16 protein-coding genes are annotated in these 16,464 nt (G+C 60.4%); 6 read left to right on the top strand and 10 right to left on the bottom strand.

Annotation, left to right across the window (positions count from 1 at the left end; genetic code table 11):
• Positions 1-188: 188 nt before the first annotated feature.
• Both GR198_RS11250 and GR198_RS11245 read right to left on the bottom strand, forming a co-directional pair.
• Positions 189-1,490 carry an MFS transporter gene (locus tag GR198_RS11250; protein WP_204337065.1) on the bottom strand — a complete coding sequence of 434 codons (1,302 nt, stop codon included), beginning with the start codon at positions 1,488-1,490 and terminating at the stop codon, positions 189-191.
• Positions 1,491-1,671: 181 nt separating this feature from the next.
• A complete protein-coding gene (locus tag GR198_RS11245) occupies positions 1,672-2,124 on the bottom strand; it encodes a MarR family winged helix-turn-helix transcriptional regulator (RefSeq protein ID WP_003562469.1) in 453 nt (150 codons plus the stop codon).
• Positions 2,125-2,325: 201 nt separating this feature from the next.
• On the opposite strand from GR198_RS11245, the gene GR198_RS11240 reads away from it, so the two are divergent.
• Genes GR198_RS11240 through GR198_RS11215 form a run of 6 tightly spaced genes read left to right on the top strand, consistent with a single transcriptional unit; the run spans position 2,326 to position 7,359 of the window.
• Positions 2,326-2,865, top strand: a complete 540-nt coding sequence (locus tag GR198_RS11240; RefSeq protein WP_017956502.1) for a flavin reductase family protein — start codon at positions 2,326-2,328, stop codon at positions 2,863-2,865.
• Positions 2,866-2,875: 10 nt separating this feature from the next.
• Positions 2,876-4,108 carry a flavin-dependent monooxygenase gene (locus GR198_RS11235; protein ID WP_164068916.1) on the top strand — a complete coding sequence of 411 codons (1,233 nt, stop codon included), beginning with the start codon at positions 2,876-2,878 and terminating at the stop codon, positions 4,106-4,108.
• A 48-nt stretch (positions 4,109-4,156) separates the two neighbouring features.
• The gene (gene tsdA, locus GR198_RS11230; RefSeq protein WP_062941586.1) at positions 4,157-5,137 is read left to right on the top strand and encodes a gamma-resorcylate decarboxylase; all 981 of its coding nucleotides are present in this window, start codon (positions 4,157-4,159) and stop codon (positions 5,135-5,137) included.
• Between the two features lies 1 nt (position 5,138).
• The gene (locus tag GR198_RS11225; protein WP_164068914.1) at positions 5,139-6,197 is read left to right on the top strand and encodes a maleylacetate reductase; all 1,059 of its coding nucleotides are present in this window, start codon (positions 5,139-5,141) and stop codon (positions 6,195-6,197) included.
• A gap of 20 nt (positions 6,198-6,217) precedes the next feature.
• Entirely contained in the window at positions 6,218-7,066 is an 849-nt protein-coding gene (locus GR198_RS11220; RefSeq protein ID WP_164047543.1) for a dioxygenase family protein, read from the top strand.
• Positions 7,063-7,359, top strand: a complete 297-nt coding sequence (locus tag GR198_RS11215) for a YciI family protein (protein WP_164023365.1) — start codon at positions 7,063-7,065, stop codon at positions 7,357-7,359. The genes GR198_RS11220 and GR198_RS11215 overlap by 4 nt, the downstream gene beginning before the upstream one ends.
• A 145-nt stretch (positions 7,360-7,504) precedes the next feature.
• Here GR198_RS11215 and ligD read toward each other — a convergent pair whose 3' ends face one another.
• The 8 genes from ligD to GR198_RS11175 all read right to left on the bottom strand — a co-directional run bounded on the left by ligD (position 7,505) and on the right by GR198_RS11175 (position 15,990).
• Positions 7,505-8,545 (bottom strand): non-homologous end-joining DNA ligase, encoded by a 1,041-nt coding sequence (ligD, locus tag GR198_RS11210; protein WP_164068912.1) that lies wholly within the window; start codon positions 8,543-8,545, stop codon positions 7,505-7,507.
• Positions 8,546-8,809: 264 nt separating this feature from the next.
• Complete coding sequence (gene derI / locus GR198_RS11205; protein WP_003562478.1) at positions 8,810-9,265, bottom strand: D-erythrulose-4-phosphate isomerase; 456 nt, start codon at positions 9,263-9,265, stop codon at positions 8,810-8,812.
• 11 nt (positions 9,266-9,276) lie between these two features.
• Positions 9,277-10,047, bottom strand: coding sequence for a triose-phosphate isomerase (locus GR198_RS11200; RefSeq protein ID WP_164047541.1), 771 nt, complete (start codon positions 10,045-10,047; stop codon positions 9,277-9,279).
• Positions 10,044-10,820 carry a DeoR/GlpR family DNA-binding transcription regulator gene (locus tag GR198_RS11195; protein WP_029871591.1) on the bottom strand — a complete coding sequence of 259 codons (777 nt, stop codon included), beginning with the start codon at positions 10,818-10,820 and terminating at the stop codon, positions 10,044-10,046. The genes GR198_RS11200 and GR198_RS11195 overlap by 4 nt, the downstream gene beginning before the upstream one ends.
• Before the next feature lie 99 nt (positions 10,821-10,919).
• Positions 10,920-11,855, bottom strand: a complete 936-nt coding sequence (locus GR198_RS11190) for a sugar-binding transcriptional regulator (protein WP_018480514.1) — start codon at positions 11,853-11,855, stop codon at positions 10,920-10,922.
• Positions 11,856-11,925: 70 nt separating this feature from the next.
• Positions 11,926-12,858: a sugar phosphate isomerase/epimerase family protein gene (locus GR198_RS11185; RefSeq protein WP_164068910.1), complete on the bottom strand. Its 933-nt coding sequence runs from the start codon at positions 12,856-12,858 to the stop codon at positions 11,926-11,928.
• An 11-nt stretch (positions 12,859-12,869) separates the two neighbouring features.
• Positions 12,870-14,381 carry a glycerol-3-phosphate dehydrogenase gene (locus GR198_RS11180; protein ID WP_164068908.1) on the bottom strand — a complete coding sequence of 504 codons (1,512 nt, stop codon included), beginning with the start codon at positions 14,379-14,381 and terminating at the stop codon, positions 12,870-12,872.
• Between the two features lie 34 nt (positions 14,382-14,415).
• On the bottom strand, positions 14,416-15,990 hold the full coding sequence (locus GR198_RS11175; RefSeq protein ID WP_246711086.1) for an FGGY-family carbohydrate kinase: 1,575 nt from the start codon (positions 15,988-15,990) through the stop codon (positions 14,416-14,418).
• Positions 15,991-16,464 lie beyond the last annotated feature (474 nt).

Here is a 16,464-nt window from a genome sequence, read left to right as displayed (position 1 = left end):
TTTTATGGGGACGATTTAGCCGACCTGCTCGATCGCCAGCGTGCCGGCGGCAGAAACCACTTTTCCTTGCGCTTCCGGTCTTTCGCCTCGGTGACCGCGTAAAGCCGTCGGCTATGATCGGGAATCGGCTTCACAAGGTTTGCATTGCCGGCAGGTTCTGGATGTCAGACCTGCCGACAATCTGGCCGTCAATCAGCCTTTTTGCGATACAGCAATGTCATGACTGCGAGGACGCATCCTAACACTCCGACCGATGCGAAGATGTAGAAGTTCCACTGCGGAGCCAGGCCTGCACCCAGAACCGCACCGCCGATAGCCGGTCCTATCATGCCGCCGATACGGCCGATGCCGAGCGAGAAGCCAAGGCCGGTTCCACGGATTTCGACCGGATAGAGGTTTCCAACGAGAACGTTGGCGAGGATCTGCGTGCCGATCGTTCCCGTACCGGCAAGTGCGACGAGACCATAAACCTGGAGGCCCTGATCCACTTGCGTCAGCAACCAGATCGAGCAGGCTCCGAGAAGAAACATGCCTGCCACGACTATTTTGACGTTTCCGCGGTCGGCAATCCTTGCGCCGATCAGGAGGCCGACGGCCGCTCCGAGATTGAGCGTTACGGAGAAGAGCAGGGCAGAACCGAGGTCATAGCCCATCTTGTTCATGATCGTCGGAAGCCAGTTGACCATGCCGAATGTGAGCAGAAGCGAACAGAAGTGAATGCCCCATGCGTTCAATGTCGGCAGCAGGCGACCTTCGGAAAACAGCGAGCGGATGCCCACCTGGCGTGACGCAACGGGCCTGGCTACGGGATTGGGCAGCCCGTACTGGTTTGCGATCTGGTTGGCTTCGGTCTGGCGGTTCTTCGTTGCCAGCCATTCGGGGGACTCGGGGATGAGGCGGATGAAGAAAGGCAGAAGCAGGATCGGTGCACCGCCGATGATCATCAGTGGACGCCATCCGTATTTCTGTATCAGCAGCATTCCGAGGATACCCGAGATGATGCCGCCGGCCAGATAACCGAGAAGGGCAATCGAATAGGCCATTGCCTTCCGTTTCGGCGGAGAAAACTCGATGATCAAAGCGGTTACCGTCGGAAAAAGAGCGCCAAGGCCCAGGCCGGCGAGAAAGCGTGTTCCCTCGAAAGCGAGAAAGTTCGGCGCAAGACCGCTGCCGATCATCATAACGGAAAAGCTCAGCAGACTGCCGATGATGACCTTGCGACGACCTATCCTGTCAGCAAGTGTGCCGGCAACGAGTGCGCCCAGCAGCATACCGAACAGGGTGATGGAAGCAGCGCGTCCGACCATGCCCGGCGTCAGGCCCCAACTGGCTTCACCGAGCAACGCCGGCGCGACTGCGCCGTAAACGATCAGGTCGTAGCCGTCGAACAGGATCAGCAGACCGCAAAGGGCGATAATGATATTCGGGCTGCGAACGCGTTCGTTGATAATAGCGAGATCTTGTATGGCCAATTTTCCCTCCCCATACATTTGCGTACAGGAGTACGCTCCTGCCAGCGGCAGGTCCGCGTCGATCCATGTACAAATCCTCCTGGATCGTTGCCGGCGTGGTTCCTCCCAGCGCCAGACTCACCCGCAAACGGGCTATGTCAAGACAACGATGACACGCTATTAAATACTTGCGAATAAAATATTTGCAACTGCAAACTTCTCAGCTCGCAACTTTTCCCTTTCCGGACATTGCCGGCAGGTTGCTGTGCATGCGGCGCAGCGCCTTCTTCAGTGCTGCGACCTCCTCGTCCGACATGTCCTGAACCGCGGTGCGTTCAAGCTCGACGGCAAGCGGCATGAGCCTTTCCGTCAGCGCTTCGCCCTGCGGGGTCAGCCTGACGATGACGATACGGCCATTATCTTCCGGACGTGTTCTCGACACCAGCTTGCGCTTGGCCAGTGTGCCGACGAGGCGCGAAAGCGTCGAAATCTCGACAGAGACGACGTCGGCGAGATCTCCAAGGGTGCTTTCCCGGCGCTCCTTGAGCATGGCCAGAACCCGGTACATCGCCACGCTGAGATTGTCTTCAGCGATTCTCTGCGCGAATACCTCGGCTATCCGCACGCCGGCGCGATTGAGAAGATAGGGAACGGAATCGGTAAGTTTGTACATGTCTCTGTCTGCTGGCGGGATTTCGCTTGCTGAGGGCTCTCTCCGACATGCACCTAAATTACCGGAATGACAACACGATTGGCTTTCAGTCGTCGAGAAAGGCTGAGGAAGGCAAGCATTTTCCCGCTCAATTTATAAACTTGCATTGACAATAGTTGCAAATGCAATAATCTAGATGCCGAGGAGACACGGGAGGAAATCATGTCTGCCACTGCTGCCCTCGGCATAGCGCCGGCCCCTGCACCCATCAGCGATGCGTTTCGATCGACCATGCGCCGTTTCCCGGCGACGGTGACGGTCATTTCTGCTTGTCGCAACGGTGCGGATCATGGAATGACGGCCACCGCCGTCACATCACTTTCGATGGATCCGCCATCTCTTATCATCTGCCTGAACAATCGCACCTACCTGCACGACATGCTGCTTGAGGTGCCGGAATTCGCAGTCAGCATTCTGACCGACAGGCAGGCAGCCGTATCGGAAGGTTTCAGCGGCAAGATTGCGCCTGAGCGTCGGTTCGACGCTGCCGATTGGGTTCGCCATGAGCGCGGCATGATGGTGCTGAATTCCGCTCATGCTTCGGTTGTCTGCCGCCGCATGGGCGCAGTTCCCTACGGAACGCACACGATCTTCATCGGGCAGGTGGTAGATACACGCCATTCCGAAAACACGATCGCGCTGATGTACGAGAATTCGAAATATTGCGCGCCACAGCACGCGCTTCCTGCATCCCAGAACTGAAGGTAGTTCCATGAACAATACAGCCGCCCTGTTTCCCGCCTCGGCGCGGGTCAAGACCGCATGTCTTGCAGATCGCATCGCCCCGGTGCTGGACGAAATCCGTGCCGGCGCTCGCGATACCGAAAAATCTGGCCGTGTGCCGGCGCGCTCTATCGATCTGCTGCGTTCCGTCGGCTATTTCGATATCGTCAAGCCTGCCCGTTTCGGCGGCGACGAAGGATCGTTTGCCGAGCTTGTCGATGCAAATATCGAGCTGTCGTCGGCCTGCGCCTCCACCGGATGGGTTGCCGGCCTCCTTTCTGCGCATCAATGGCTCCTCGCCATGTTCGATGAAAGGGTTCAGCAGGAGGTGTGGGGCAGCGATCCGGATGCGCTGCTTTGCGGTTCCTATGCGCCGGTCCGAATGGCTGAACGCACCGAGGGTGGTTTCCGGCTATCCGGCGATTGGGCCTTTGCGAGCGGATGCGAAAATGCCCAATGGGCGCTCTGTGCGGCGATCATTCCGCCAAACGGCGAGGGGGAGCGTCCTGTACCGGCGTTTCTTCTGGTTCCCGCCAGCGACTATACCATCGCCGAGACCTGGGACGTGGTCGGGCTCGCAGGCACCGGCTCAAAAAGCCTGATCCTCAAGGATGCCTTCGTTCCGGAATACCGCATTCTGAGCTTTCCGGATGCGACTTCCGGCAGGACGCCGGGCGGACGTGGCTACAAAGGTATCGGGCTTTTCAACATTCCGCTCCTCATGGGAGTTCCGTTCTGCCTCGGCAGCGCAGCTGTTGGCGCGGCGAAGGGCGCACTGGAGAGCTATATCGACCAGATCGGGACCCGTGTGACACGTGGTGCAGTTGCCGGTGGCAACAACAAGATCGCGGAGTTTCCGACCATCCAGCTTCGCGTGGCGGAAGCCTCCGCATCGGTGGATGCGGCCCGCGAAATCATTCTGCGCGATATTGCCCGGGCGCAGCAACTTGCCCAGGCCCGCGAGGACGGCACCGGCGAGATCACCGAGGAAGATCGGATTCTTGCCCGTCGCAGCCAGTCCTTTGCGGTCAGCCTGGCGCTTCGCGCCGTCGAAGCACTCAATGCATCGACAGGCGGCCTCGGCCTCCAGATGTCCAACCCCGTCCAGCGGGCATGGCGCGATGCAAATGCCGTCGGGCGCCACATTTCCATGAACTGGGATGCCGTCGGCACCATGGCCGGCCAGCAGCTGCTCGGTCTTCCGCCCAAGGGACAATTCTGATCCCGCCATCCTCAGTATTTCGATTCAAGACAGGAAAGAGAGCATATCGTGCAAGGCAAGATCGCGCTTGAAGAACATTTCGCCATTCCCGAGACGCTGCAGGATTCGGCTGGATTCGTGCCGGGCGACTATTGGACGGAACTGTCCGCCCGTCTTCTGGATATCCAGGAAAAACGTTTGCGGCTGATGGATGCCCACGGCATCGAGAAGATGATCCTGTCGCTGAACGCTCCGGCCGTGCAGGCGATCCCGGATAGGGCAAAGGCCCTGGAGATCTCCCGACGCGCCAACGATTTTCTGGCGGAGCAATGCGTCAAGAACCCCAACCGTTTCCTGGGATTTGCAGCATTGCCCCTGCAGGATCCGGATGCCGCAACACAGGAATTGCAGCGCTGCGTGACGACGATGGGTTTCGTCGGCGCACTGGTCAACGGCTTCTCGCAGGAAGGCGACGGAACGACGCCGCTCTACTACGACCTGCCGCAATACCGCCCGTTCTGGGCAGAAGTCGAAAAACTCAACGTTCCCTTCTATCTGCATCCGCGTAACCCGCTGCCGCAGGACAGCCGGATCTATGCTGGCCATTCCTGGCTGATGGGCCCGACATGGGCGTTCGCGCAGGAGACCGCCGTTCATGCGCTGCGCTTGATGGGATCCGGCCTGTTTGACGAACATCCGGCCTTGCGGATCATCGTTGGTCACATGGGCGAGGGGCTGCCATACATGATGTGGCGCATCGACAACCGGAATGCGTGGGTCAAGGTGGAAAAGAGCTATCCGGCCAAACGTCCGATTGCCGATTATTTCAACGAGAATTTCTACATCACGACGTCAGGGAATTTCCGCACGCAATCGCTGATCGATGCTATGCTGGAAATCGGCGCAGACAGAATTCTGTTCTCGGCAGACTGGCCATTCGAGAACATCGACCATGCTGCAAATTGGTTCGACAGCGCCACCATCTCCGAAGCCGACCGTCTGAAGATCGGTCGCACCAACGCAGTTTCACTCTTCAAACTCGATCGATAGCATGGTCGCACCTTTCAGATACACGGTCAGCGCGGCCCAGGTGATCTTCGGGAGCGGCTCGTTGAGCCGTCTCGCCGATGCGATGACAGGGCAGGGCGGCAAACGCGCCCTGATCCTTTCGACCCCGCACCAGAAAGCGGAGGCTGAACGGATCGCCGCCTCCCTCGGCCCGCTTGCGGCGGGACTATTCCACGATGCGACGATGCATACGCCGGTCGATGTGACCGAGCGGGCGATGGCGGCATATAGCGCAGCCGGTGCCGATTGCGTCGTCGCGATCGGCGGCGGATCGACGATCGGTCTCGGCAAGGCAATCGCCTATCGCAACGACGCGCTGCAAATCGTGGTGGCGACGACCTATGCAGGGTCGGAGGTTACACCGATCCTCGGCCAGACAGAGAACGGGCAGAAGACGACGGTCCGCGGGGCCGGCATCCTGCCCGAAGTGGTCATCTACGACCCTGAATTGTCATTGGGATTGCCGGTCAACATCAGCGTCAGCAGCGGGCTCAATGCGATGGCGCATGCGGTTGAAGGTCTCTATGCACAGGATCGCAATCCCATTTCGTCGATGATGGCGGTCGAGGGCTTGCGCGCGCTGAAGCAGGCTTTGCCTCAAATCGTCAATGCGCCTGGGGACATCGAGCCGCGAAGCGAAGCGCTTTACGGTTCCTGGCTGTGCGGCACGGTGCTCGGAGCGGTTGGAATGGCCCTGCATCACAAGCTTTGCCATACGCTGGGCGGTAGCTTCGACCTGCCGCATGCCGAAACTCACGCGGTCATTCTTCCCCATTCTGCTGCCTACAACGCTGAGGCCGCAGCGGATGCGCTAAAGCCCGCTGCCGATCTTTTTGGCGGCTCGCTGGGCAGCGGTCTTTATGATTTTGCCGCTTCGATCGGCGCGCCCCTGACGCTGCGAGATCTGGGTATGAAGGAAGCCGATCTGGATCGTGCAGCGGAACTCGCCGCCCGGAACCCCTACTGGAACCCGCGCCCGATCGAACGGGAAGCGATCCGGGCTTTGTTGCAGAGCGCCTGGGAGGGCGCGCGGCCGCGTTAATACCTTAGGAGGATGGCCACGTGCCTGAATATTTCAGCGAAGAGAGATCCGTGGAAGCCGTCAACTCGCGGATGGGGCAGGGCGTTGATCCGCGCCTGGCCGAAGTCATGGCGTCGCTTGTCAAGCACCTGCATGCCTTTGCCAAGGATATCAGCCTGACCCAGGAGGAATGGGAGCTGGCCATAGGCTTCCTGACCCGAACCGGCCATCTCTGTCATGACGAGCGACAGGAGTTCATCCTGCTCAGCGATACGCTGGGTTTGTCGATGCTGGTGGATGCAATCAACAACCGGCGTCCGCCAGGCGCCACGGAAAATACCGTGTTTGGACCGTTCCATGTCGAAGGCGCGCCCGTACGGCAGATGGGTGAAAACATCTCGCTCGACGGCAAGGGTGAGAGCTGTCTCTTCATCGGGCGCGTGCTGGATCTTAACTGCAATCCGATCGAGGGAGCCCGGATCGATGTGTGGTCGGATAATTCCGATGGCTTCTACGACGTCCAGCAGCCGGATACCCAGCCGAAGTGGAACAACCGGGGCATTTTCGTCACCGGCGCAGATGGCAGCTATAGCTTCGTCGGCATAAAGCCGGTTTCCTATCCGATCCCGGATGATGGCCCGGTCGGCCAGATGTTGACGTCCCTCGGCCGCCATCCCTACCGTCCTGCCCATACCCATTACCTGATCACGGCTTCAGGTTATCAGAAGCTCGTAACCCACACTTTTGTCGGCGACGATCCCTATCTGCAATCCGATACGGTGTTTGGTGTCAAAAACAGCCTGGTCGCGCCTTTCGAGCGTGTCGATCGTCCGACGATCTGGCGCTCCGATTTCGATTTCGTGCTGACGCCGGTGGAGAATACACGATGATCGTCGCCCGCTACGCGGTATCCGACCCCGGCAAGGCTGCCGAACGCTCCCGATTGCTCGAGGAGCACAAGACCTATCTGCATGGCGCGGTGATCCGCATCCTGCTGTCCGGACCTTCCGCGCCGCCGGCGGAGGACAAGGGTTCCACCGCAATCGTGATGGCGCAAGTCGAAACGCTCGCCGAGTTCGAGGCGTTTAGCGCAGGAGACCCCTTCGTCCGCTCCGGCGTTTACGCGAGCGTCGATATATTCGAATGGCGGCCCAGTTTTGGGCTTCTTCTGGAGAGTCTCTGATCGGCGTTTTGACCTGCTGAAAGCGATCAGATCCAGAGCATGATGCCGAAAAGTGTGAGCGGTTTTCGGACGACATCATGCTCTAACTCTTTAATTTAGAACAGGATTCAAATTTTAGGCCGACTCGGCCTAAAATCATCCTGTTCTAGGTCATATCGAAGACGGCGGCGTTGTCCTGAACCTCGCGCAGCCCCTTGTACGAGGCATGGCGGAGATTGCCGTCATCCGTCCAGCCGCGAAACTCGATCTCCGCGATCAGCGTCGGCTGCACGAGGACGAGGCGCTTGCCCTTCAGGGGAACAACCGGCCGGCTCGTCTTCAACCGGTCCAGCGTCTTTTTCAGGTATTCAGCATCGCTGGCACCGAAACCGGTTCCGACGGAGCCAACGTAAATCCAGTCGAGCCCTTGTCTGCCGGCCAGCAGCAGCCTGCCGATGCCGCCGCGGGCGGATGCGGACTGCTCATAACCGACGATCATGAAGCTCTCGCTCTGGACGCATTTGATCTTCAGCCAGTCGCCCGTGCGGCCACTGCCGTAGGGCCGGTCGCGATGCTTGGCGATGATGCCTTCCAGATGATGAAGGCAGGCGTGCTCGAGGAGTTCTTCGGCCGGCAGTTCTATCTCCTCGGAGAGGCGGATCGCCTGATCGTCGCCGTCCGGTATCAGATCTTCAAGCAGGTGCCGGCGTACGTCAAGCTCGGTGCCGGTCAGATCGTGTCCATCGAGATAGAGAAGGTCGAAGGCGACGAGGATCGACTCGGTCGATACTCGCTTGCCGCCCCGCCCGCCGAGCGAACGCTGCAGGGCGCCAAAATCCGATCGGCCATGATCATCGAGTACAACGGCCTCGCCATCGAGAATGGCGGTCGTTACGCCAAGCTCTTTCGCTGCGGCGGCGATGGTGGGGAAGCGATGGGTCCAGTCATGGCCGCCGCGGGTGATGACCCGCACGCCCTTCGGCTCAACGTGGATTGCCAATCGATAGCCATCCAGCTTCACCTCATAGAGCCAATCCGGCCCGACGGGCACAGTCGGCTTCAGCAGTGCGAGGCAGGGCTCGACGCGCGACGGCATAGGATCGAAGGGCAGGCTGGGCTGGTCAGGATCGCGCTTGCGGATCGGACGAGACTGCAGCGTTGAGTGAGATTCGTCGATCAAGGGCAGTGGGCGGCGCGGGCGCTTCATGATTAAGTCTGACGCCTCCCCGAGCAGTTTTCCACTTCGACCGGCTTGCGCCGAGCACTCCTGATTCTGACGACATTGCCCGGTGCCGGCTCTTGCTTTTCCCCAGCCTTGGACTTTGCCGTGCTCGGCTTCATCTGCTTCTTCTTCGCGTCGATGGCAACAACGCGACTCAACTGATCACCCGGCCGATTGTTCCGAGTCGAAACGAATCTCAATTCAAGGACTTAACACGGAGAACACACTCCTGCCCGTCATCGTCATTCTTCAACGGGCGCTGTACTTCGCGTCAAGATCATCCATGGCCTTGACGTTACCGGCAGAGCGGCCGTTCTCGTCGAAAGTCTGGGCAAGAAACGCGTCAGCGATCGACTTTGCAAGCTCCGTTCCGATGACGCGGGCTCCCATGGTGATGATCTGCGCATTGTTGGAAAGCGCGGCGCGCTCGGCCGAATAGGTGTCGTGCGTCAGGGCGGCACGGATGCCCGGAACCTTGTTGGCCGAGATGCAGACGCCGATGCCGGTGCCGCAAACGAGGATCGCCTTGTCGTAGGTACCGTCGATGACGCCCGAGGCGACGCGATCCGAGAGGTTGGCGTAGAAAGGATCGGCACCGGCGCTGGTACGCGAGACTTCGTACACGTCGAAGCGGTCCTTCAAATGGTCGGCCAGAACCTTGGCAAGGCCTTCGCCGGCGCTGTCTCCTGCAATGGCAAGCTTCATTGTCTTTCTCCTCAGAGTTTGGCGGCGCATTTGGCCAGGATGTCGAGGTAGCCTTCGACATTCCAGGCCGAACGGCCGATGAAGAGCCCGTCGATATGCGGGCTCGAAATCAGTTCTTCGCAGTTCTGCGGGTTGACCGACCCGCCGTAGAGGCAGGGGATCTTCCGGCCAAGCACAGTTTCGGCAACGGCGATGATTTCAGACTGGCGGGCATCCGCATAATCCGCTGTCGCCGGGATGCCCTTCTCGCCGATCGCCCAGACCGGCTCGTAGGCGAGCAGGATTTCGGCGCTTTTCGGGGCGCCCGAAAGTTTCGAAAGCGCGCCGCGCACCTGGGTCGCGAGGATGTCGGCGGCCCTCCCGCTTTCGCGGTCGGAAAGTGTCTCGCCAATGCAGATCAGTGGAATGAGACCGTGGCGAACGGCCGCTTCGGTCTTCAGACCCACAGTCTCGTCGGTCTCTCCAAAGTGTTCGCGCCGTTCGGAATGGCCGAGCTCGACGAGATCGAGATTGCAGTCCTTCAGCATCACCGGCGAGACTTCGCCGGTCCAGGCGCCCTGGTCGGCCCAATGCATGTTCTGCGCGCCGACCTTCACCGAGGTCTTGGCAAGCCTCGCCTTGACCTCGCGCACGGCCGTGAAAGACGGAATGACGAAACGCTGGATACGCGGGTCGCGCGCGGCATCGGCAGCTTCAAGACCGCGGGCGAAATGCTCGGCTTCAGCAAGCGTCTTGTTCATCTTCCAGCTGGTGCCAATCCAGAAGCGCGGCTTTTCGGTCATGTCGGATCCTGCGTTGATGCGATGGTGAGCGTAATGCCCGCCTGCTCGAATTCCTCCAGGACAGCAGCATCCGGTGCGCTGTCGGTGATAATCGCGTCGAAATCGGCCAGATCCGCCATGACATGCAGGGCGGTGTGGCCGATGCGCTGGTGATTGACCAGAAGGCAGGTCCTGGTCGAGGACGCGATCATCGCCCGTTTGGCGCGAACGACGTTGTCGTCCATGTGATAGGCGCGCCCGCCGCTGACGGCGGGCGTCGAAATGAAGGCGATGTCGGCCCTCAGCCGCGACAGTGCCTCCTCGGTGACAACGCCGAGATAGGCGTTGAATTTGGCCGAATAGATGCCGCCGAGCGCGATCAACGTGATGCCGGTTTCGCCTTTCAGCCGCTCCATGATCGCCGCATTGTTGGTGATCAACGTCAGCGGTCGCTTCTGCAGCAGCATTTCGCCGAGCACGGCCGCCATCGAGCCGTCATTTACCATCACCGTCATCCCGGGCTCGACCAGTTCCAGCGCGGTCTCAGCCATAGCCAGCTTGGCTTCGTTGCCCTGGCGTTCGCGAATGCGGAAGTCGCTTTCGAACTGCGTTCCGGCGTCAATGGTCGCGCCGCCGCGAACCTTGCGCAGGACGCCGGCCTGCTCGAGATCGTCGAGATCGCGATGGATCGTCATCTTTGACACGGTGAAGCGATCGGCAAGGTCGTCGAGATCGACGGTCTTGTTTTCGACGAGCAGGTTGACGATCAACTGCTGCCGCTCTTCCCGCCTCATCCCGGTCTCCACCCTCGTTTGATGTTAAGATAACGGAGTATTCGTGATAATCAACATTTATTATGTTATTTTGCGATCAAATATTGTTGCTTTCGATCGTTACTTCAGCAGCGCCTGCGCGGTTCGTTCGTCGGTGATCAGCCCGAAAAGGCGGCGGCTATTCAGAATTGCCCGGATGGCAGCCACTTTCGACTGCCCGCCAGCCAGCGCCACAAGCCGCTCTTTCTTGGTCTTGGGGAAAGACGCAGAGAGCGTGCGCGCCGTCAGAGCAGTGTCGAGGATATGGCCGTCGGCGTCGAAAAAATGTCCGAGGATTTCGCCGACGCCGCCTGCGGCAGCGATGTCGTCGATTTCACCGGGTTCAACCATGCCGGACAAAACAAGCTGCGCCTCGGCATCGACGGTTCCCAAGCCGACGAGCTTCAGATCGGCATTATTGGCAAGATCGAAGACCTCCTTGACGGCGCGCTGCGCCTTCAGCACTTCGCGGTCCTCGCCGGTATTGGCGAAAAAGGGAACCGGCATGACATAGGCATGGGCGCCGGTCTTTTCGGCGATGCGATGCATCACGTCATAGGGATTGGCGCCGTAGTTTCGTGTCAGGCCGCCAAGCAACGAGACGAAGCGCAGGTTCTTCGCGCTTACCCTCGGCATATATTGGACGGCAGCGGAAAGCGTGCGGCCATGACCAAGGCCGATGACCGTATTGTCGCCGCGCTCGATCTCGCGCTTGAGATAGCCGGCGCCGGCATGGCCGAGTGCGCGCAGCGGCAAGCCTTCCTCGCCGAGATCGGGTGCGACCTCGCAATATTGAAGTCCGAACCGTTCCGAAAGCCGCATCTCCAGCTCGACGCATTCGACGATATCCCCGTCGATGGTGACTTTGACGACGCCATCGGCGACCGCTCTGGCGATCAGGCGATGGGCCTTTACCGACGGCACGCCGAGGCGGCGAGCGACGTCGGACTGCGTCAGGCCACCGGCATAGTGAAGCCAGGCAGCACGCACGGCAAGCGTATCATCGGCGTCCGTCATCACGGCTCCTTTTCGAAGGTCATGCGGCGATTCCGCCGTATCGCAGTGCTGCCTTTTAAAGATCTCCGCCTCAGATGTTCAAGTCGGCGACGCCGGTGTCGATATGCGGCGCCCAGAAGGCCACGCTTTCGGCGATCTGCGGGATGACCTGGCGATCGTTCGGCTCGCGTTCCTTGAAGGAGAGTTCCAGGCAGATTTCATTGTCCTTCGCCCCACCTTCGACCAGCGCCTGGAGCAGAGGTGCCGGCTGAATGCGGCCTTTGGCGTTGAATTCGGCGGTAAAAGGCCGGTGCCCGCCCTTGTCCATCAGGCTCTGCTTGATGTGGATGATCGGCGATATCGCCGGGACGGCACGCGCCCAGGCATAGGGGTCGTAGTCGTCGGGATCGGCGGAGGTGATGTCGCCATGATCGATATCCGCCATCATCCACATCGGGATGGCCATTCCGGCCGATGTCAGCCGCTCCTGCAGCGACAGGCAGGCGCCGATCGTCTCGCCGAACTCGCGGCCGATGCTCATCGGCTCCCAGAACATGTAGGAGAGGCCTGCAGCGCGCGCGTGCTCGGCGACATCGGCCCAACAATCGATGGCGATCTTGATCAACTCCTCGCGTCTGGCCGGATCGTCGAAGTCCTTATAGGTGAAGATCGCAAATTGCGTTCCGACCGAATGGCCGCCGAGATCGGCGGTGATGTCGGCAAAGGTCTTGAACCAGTCGACGTAGTAGCGGCGCACATCGGCATCCGGATGTCCGAAATGGTTGAGGCGCCCATAGGGGCCGGTCATGCCCGAGGTGACACGTACGCCGGTGCGCTTCAGGGCAGCGCTCATCATGCGCGTCAGGCGGCTAATCACGGGCGCCTGCCAGCTCGGATTGATGAACTCGTGGGTCAGTTGGAGGTCGCGGATCCGCAAATCACGCGCAACCGTATCGATCAGATCGTCTGGGTCGGCGAAGCGGTTCACCAGCGGATTGGTATTGAGCGAAAGGGTCAGCGGCATGGCGGCATCCTTCAGGCGGCGGCAAGGCGGGTTGAAGCAAACCACTCGCCAAAGGCCGCGCGTTCCGCTTCGTTCAGATGGAGGTAGTGTTTGGTGCGGCGATAGAGGATGTCGTCGGCCGTTTCGGCCCATTCCGTGGCGACGAGATAGCGCGCCTCGGCCTCATAGAGCTGTCCGCCGAAATGCCGCCCGAGCCCTTCCATGCCAGTCGCTCCGGCAACCACATTCCTGGCACGGGCGCCATAGAGACGGCCGTAGTGATGGACGAGTTCGCGCGGCATCCAGGGATAGATATCGCGCAGGCTGTTGGAGAAGCTCTCGTAATCGGCATTCGGAATTTCGCCGCCAGGCAGCGGCGCCTTCTCCGTCCAGTCGCCTCCCATGTTCGGGAAGATATGCTTCAGGCGCTGCATGCCGCGTTCGGCGAGCTCGCGGAATGTGGTGATCTTGCCGCCGAAGACGTTGAGCAGTGGAGCGCCGCCTGTCTCGTCGAGATCGAAGACATAGTCGCGGGTAACGGCCGACGGATTGCCCTTGCCATCGTCAAACAGCGGGCGCACGCCGGAGAAGCTGTGCAGCACATCGTGGCGACGCAGCTTTTCCTTGAAGTAGCGATTGACCGCCTGGAGCAGATACTCGATCTCCGTCTCGTCGGCGGCAACATCCTCGGCCCGGCCTTCGTAAGCGATATCGGTCGTCCCGATCAGCGCCTTGTCGCCCTCATAGGGATTGATGAAAATGACGCGTTTATCGTGGTTCTGCACCAGATAGGCATTGGCGCCCGCCCAGAACTTCGGCACGATGATGTGGCTGCCCTTGACGAGGCGGACGTTGCGGCCGGAGTTCGAACCGGCGACGCGATTGATGATGTCCATCACCCAGGGACCGGCGCAGTTCACCAGACATTTGGCACGAAAGGTTCGCGTCTCCCCCGTGGCGTTGCTTTTGGTGACCACCGTCCAACCGCCATTCTCGCGACGGGCCGACACGGCCGGCGAGCGGGTCAGCACCAGAGCGCCGTTTTCCGCTGCGCTCACCGCATTCAAGGTCACGAGGCGGGCGTCGTCGACCCAGCAATCGGAATATTCAAAGCCGCGTGTGTATTGATCGAGGATCGGCGTACCTTCCGGGTCGCGGAGCAGATTGAGCGTTCGGGTCCCGGGCAGCTTCTTGCGGCCGCCGAGATGATCGTAGAGGAAGAGGCCGAGCCGCACGAGCCATGCGGGGCGATCCTCAGGGCTGTGCGGCAGGACGAAGCGCATCGGCCAGATGATATGCGGCGCGGCGTTGAGCAGCACTTCACGCTCGATCAGCGCCTCACGCACCAGGCGGAATTCGTAATATTCGAGGTAACGCAGACCGCCATGCACCAGCTTGCCCGAGCGCGACGAGGTTCCCTGTGCCAGATCGTCCTTTTCGCACAGCACGACCTTCAGGCCGCGGCCGGCAGCATCGCGTGCTATCCCCGCGCCGTTGATGCCTCCGCCGATGACGAAGAGATCCAGGAGTTCGGGTTCGGTCATGTCATGCTCCTTCGATGCCCCTGCTGCATCAGAATTACGCGCCCAGCGGCGACGTCGTTGCGGCTTCGGCAAGCTTGTCCCAGGCGGGCGCCATTGCCTGGCGTATATCGGTGTAGGCAGAAAAAAGTCGGTCGAACCGGGCAGCCTCGCTGGCATCCGGTGTTTCCGGATCGCCGAGCAGCGGCGTCACCCAATCGGCAATGCAATCGTCCATGCTGGAATAGACGCCGACAGCCACCGCGGCCATCATCGCCACGCCGGCCGCCCCCGTCTCCTCGCGGCGCGACTGGCGGATCGATGCGTTGACGGCGGCCGAAAGTGAACGGCGAAGGGCGACGGACCGTGTTGCGCCGCCGGTGACCCGCAGCTCCTCTGGCATCGCGCCCATCGCCGCGTAGCAGTCGCGGGTAGCAAGCCCCAACCCTTCGATCACGCTGCGCAGCAGGTCGGGGAAACCGTGACGCATCGAAAGCCCGGTGAAGCCCGCGCGCGCATTGGCGTTGACGAAAGGCCCACGTTCGCCCGCCTCGGAAATGTAGGGATGGTAAAGCACCGACCCCGGTCGGCTTTCTGCAAACCAGCCGTCGATGCGCGCAATGAGGTCTGCGTGCGAAGCAGGCTTGCCTGCCTCGGCCATCAGATAGGCGGCGACATTAAGGATCCAGTCGATGTTGATCGTGGCGCCCATATTCGTCTGGACCTGGGTGACGATGCCGGGGATGGGCAGGGCGATCACATAGCCGGTGCCCTCACGATTGAGCTGAACGTCGGCAACGGACTTGGCGCGCAAGTGCACGCCGGTAGAGCCGATCGTCGAGCAGGCGGCGTTGCGAGTGCCGCTGCGTACGCCTGCACCAAGCGCCGTCATCACCATGTCGACATAGCCGAGGCAGACCGGCGTTCCGGCAAGAAGCCCGCAGGCCTTCGCCGCCTCCGATGTCAGCGGGTGGCTGATCTCGCTGCCGTCGATGATTTCGGGCAGCAGCCCGCGTCTGTGGTCAAGGCCGAGCGCGTCGATCACCACGGCATCATACTGGCGCGTTCTGAAATTGCCGAAGGTGAAACTTGCCTCCGATGGATCGGTTGCCCGCACGCCTGTGAGGTTGAGATAGAGCCAGTCCTTGCAGTGCAGCGCCGTATCCGCCTGGTCGAGAAGATCCGGCGTGAAGCGGTCCATATGGGCAAGTTGCGCGCCCTGCTGGCAAGTGTTGAGACCGGTGCCTGTCGCCTCGAAGCGGGCACGGTTCTGGGTTCCGCCGGCGAGTGCCGTAACCGTCGGCGCGGCACGCGCGTCGAGCCACAGCCAGGCATCGGCGACCGGCCTATTGCCGCGGCCGACGAGCCAGGTGCCGTCGCCCTGTCCGGTGACGGCGATGGCTGCGGTGCGGGATGTGAGGTCGGGGACTTTTTCGCCGAGGCCACGCAACGCACTGGCGCAATCGAGCCAGGTCTGATCCAGCGACTGCGTTGCCGAGCCATCGTCTCCGGTGGCATATCGGTTGCGAACGGAGGCGGTGGCGATCTGGCGGCCGGACAGATCGAAGGCGACAGCCTTGATGACCGAGGTGCCGGCATCTATCCCAATGATGATCTTCTCGGTCGATGTCATTGCAGGCCTATCTCGCCATCCTAGCAAGGGTCACGGCGGGCAATATGCGCATCAAATTCATCTGAAGTCCTCCCGATCCCTCAACTCTCTGGGATGGTGCATCCGGCTGCCAAATTCGGTTTTTAATCTCAGATCGAGCGCGCAGCCGAAACCTCCCTAAGCTCGTTTAAAAACATAACATAAAGATACCACAATGCCAGTAAGATTTTTCTAGCGGTGTAATTTTTTTCATCTAAAATAGAAAGGTACGGATGTTATGCCTGTGCCGCCCAGCGATTGCCGTGCGGCATCGAAAACGGCAATGTCCGCGATGCTTAACGTGCAGAATATTGATTTGAAACCAGACATATAACGCCATAATTCGATCGAATGACATGCGTGAAGCTGTTAGCATTTGCTGCCCCTTTTCGCTGCAGCGCAGCGTGATAAACAAGATGTGAGACCCTGCATTTTAATCGACATACCTTGAAAGTG

This window comes from Rhizobium leguminosarum, from assembly GCF_010668065.1.
Classification (GTDB): Bacteria; Pseudomonadota; Alphaproteobacteria; order Rhizobiales; family Rhizobiaceae; genus Rhizobium; species Rhizobium leguminosarum_S.
Note: the sequence above shows the minus strand (reverse complement) of the source record. Positions and strands in the feature narration are given on the sequence as shown.

What these genes read in the sequence shown, in the direction of transcription:
- GR198_RS11250 (WP_204337065.1), bottom strand. Translation starts at nt 1,490, where the DNA reads ATGTATGGGGAGGGAAAATTGGCCATACAAGATCTCGCTATTATCAAC.
- GR198_RS11245 (WP_003562469.1), bottom strand. Translation starts at nt 2,124, where the DNA reads ATGTACAAACTTACCGATTCCGTTCCCTATCTTCTCAATCGCGCCGGC.
- GR198_RS11240 (WP_017956502.1), top strand. Translation starts at nt 2,326, where the DNA reads ATGTCTGCCACTGCTGCCCTCGGCATAGCGCCGGCCCCTGCACCCATC.
- GR198_RS11235 (WP_164068916.1), top strand. Translation starts at nt 2,876, where the DNA reads ATGAACAATACAGCCGCCCTGTTTCCCGCCTCGGCGCGGGTCAAGACC.
- GR198_RS11225 (WP_164068914.1), top strand. Translation starts at nt 5,139, where the DNA reads ATGGTCGCACCTTTCAGATACACGGTCAGCGCGGCCCAGGTGATCTTC.
- GR198_RS11215 (WP_164023365.1), top strand. Translation starts at nt 7,063, where the DNA reads ATGATCGTCGCCCGCTACGCGGTATCCGACCCCGGCAAGGCTGCCGAA.
- ligD (WP_164068912.1), bottom strand. Translation starts at nt 8,545, where the DNA reads ATGAAGCGCCCGCGCCGCCCACTGCCCTTGATCGACGAATCTCACTCA.
- derI (WP_003562478.1), bottom strand. Translation starts at nt 9,265, where the DNA reads ATGAAGCTTGCCATTGCAGGAGACAGCGCCGGCGAAGGCCTTGCCAAG.
- GR198_RS11200 (WP_164047541.1), bottom strand. Translation starts at nt 10,047, where the DNA reads ATGACCGAAAAGCCGCGCTTCTGGATTGGCACCAGCTGGAAGATGAAC.
- GR198_RS11195 (WP_029871591.1), bottom strand. Translation starts at nt 10,820, where the DNA reads ATGAGGCGGGAAGAGCGGCAGCAGTTGATCGTCAACCTGCTCGTCGAA.
- GR198_RS11190 (WP_018480514.1), bottom strand. Translation starts at nt 11,855, where the DNA reads ATGACGGACGCCGATGATACGCTTGCCGTGCGTGCTGCCTGGCTTCAC.
- GR198_RS11185 (WP_164068910.1), bottom strand. Translation starts at nt 12,858, where the DNA reads ATGCCGCTGACCCTTTCGCTCAATACCAATCCGCTGGTGAACCGCTTC.
- GR198_RS11180 (WP_164068908.1), bottom strand. Translation starts at nt 14,381, where the DNA reads ATGACCGAACCCGAACTCCTGGATCTCTTCGTCATCGGCGGAGGCATC.
- GR198_RS11175 (WP_246711086.1), bottom strand. Translation starts at nt 15,990, where the DNA reads ATGACATCGACCGAGAAGATCATCATTGGGATAGATGCCGGCACCTCG.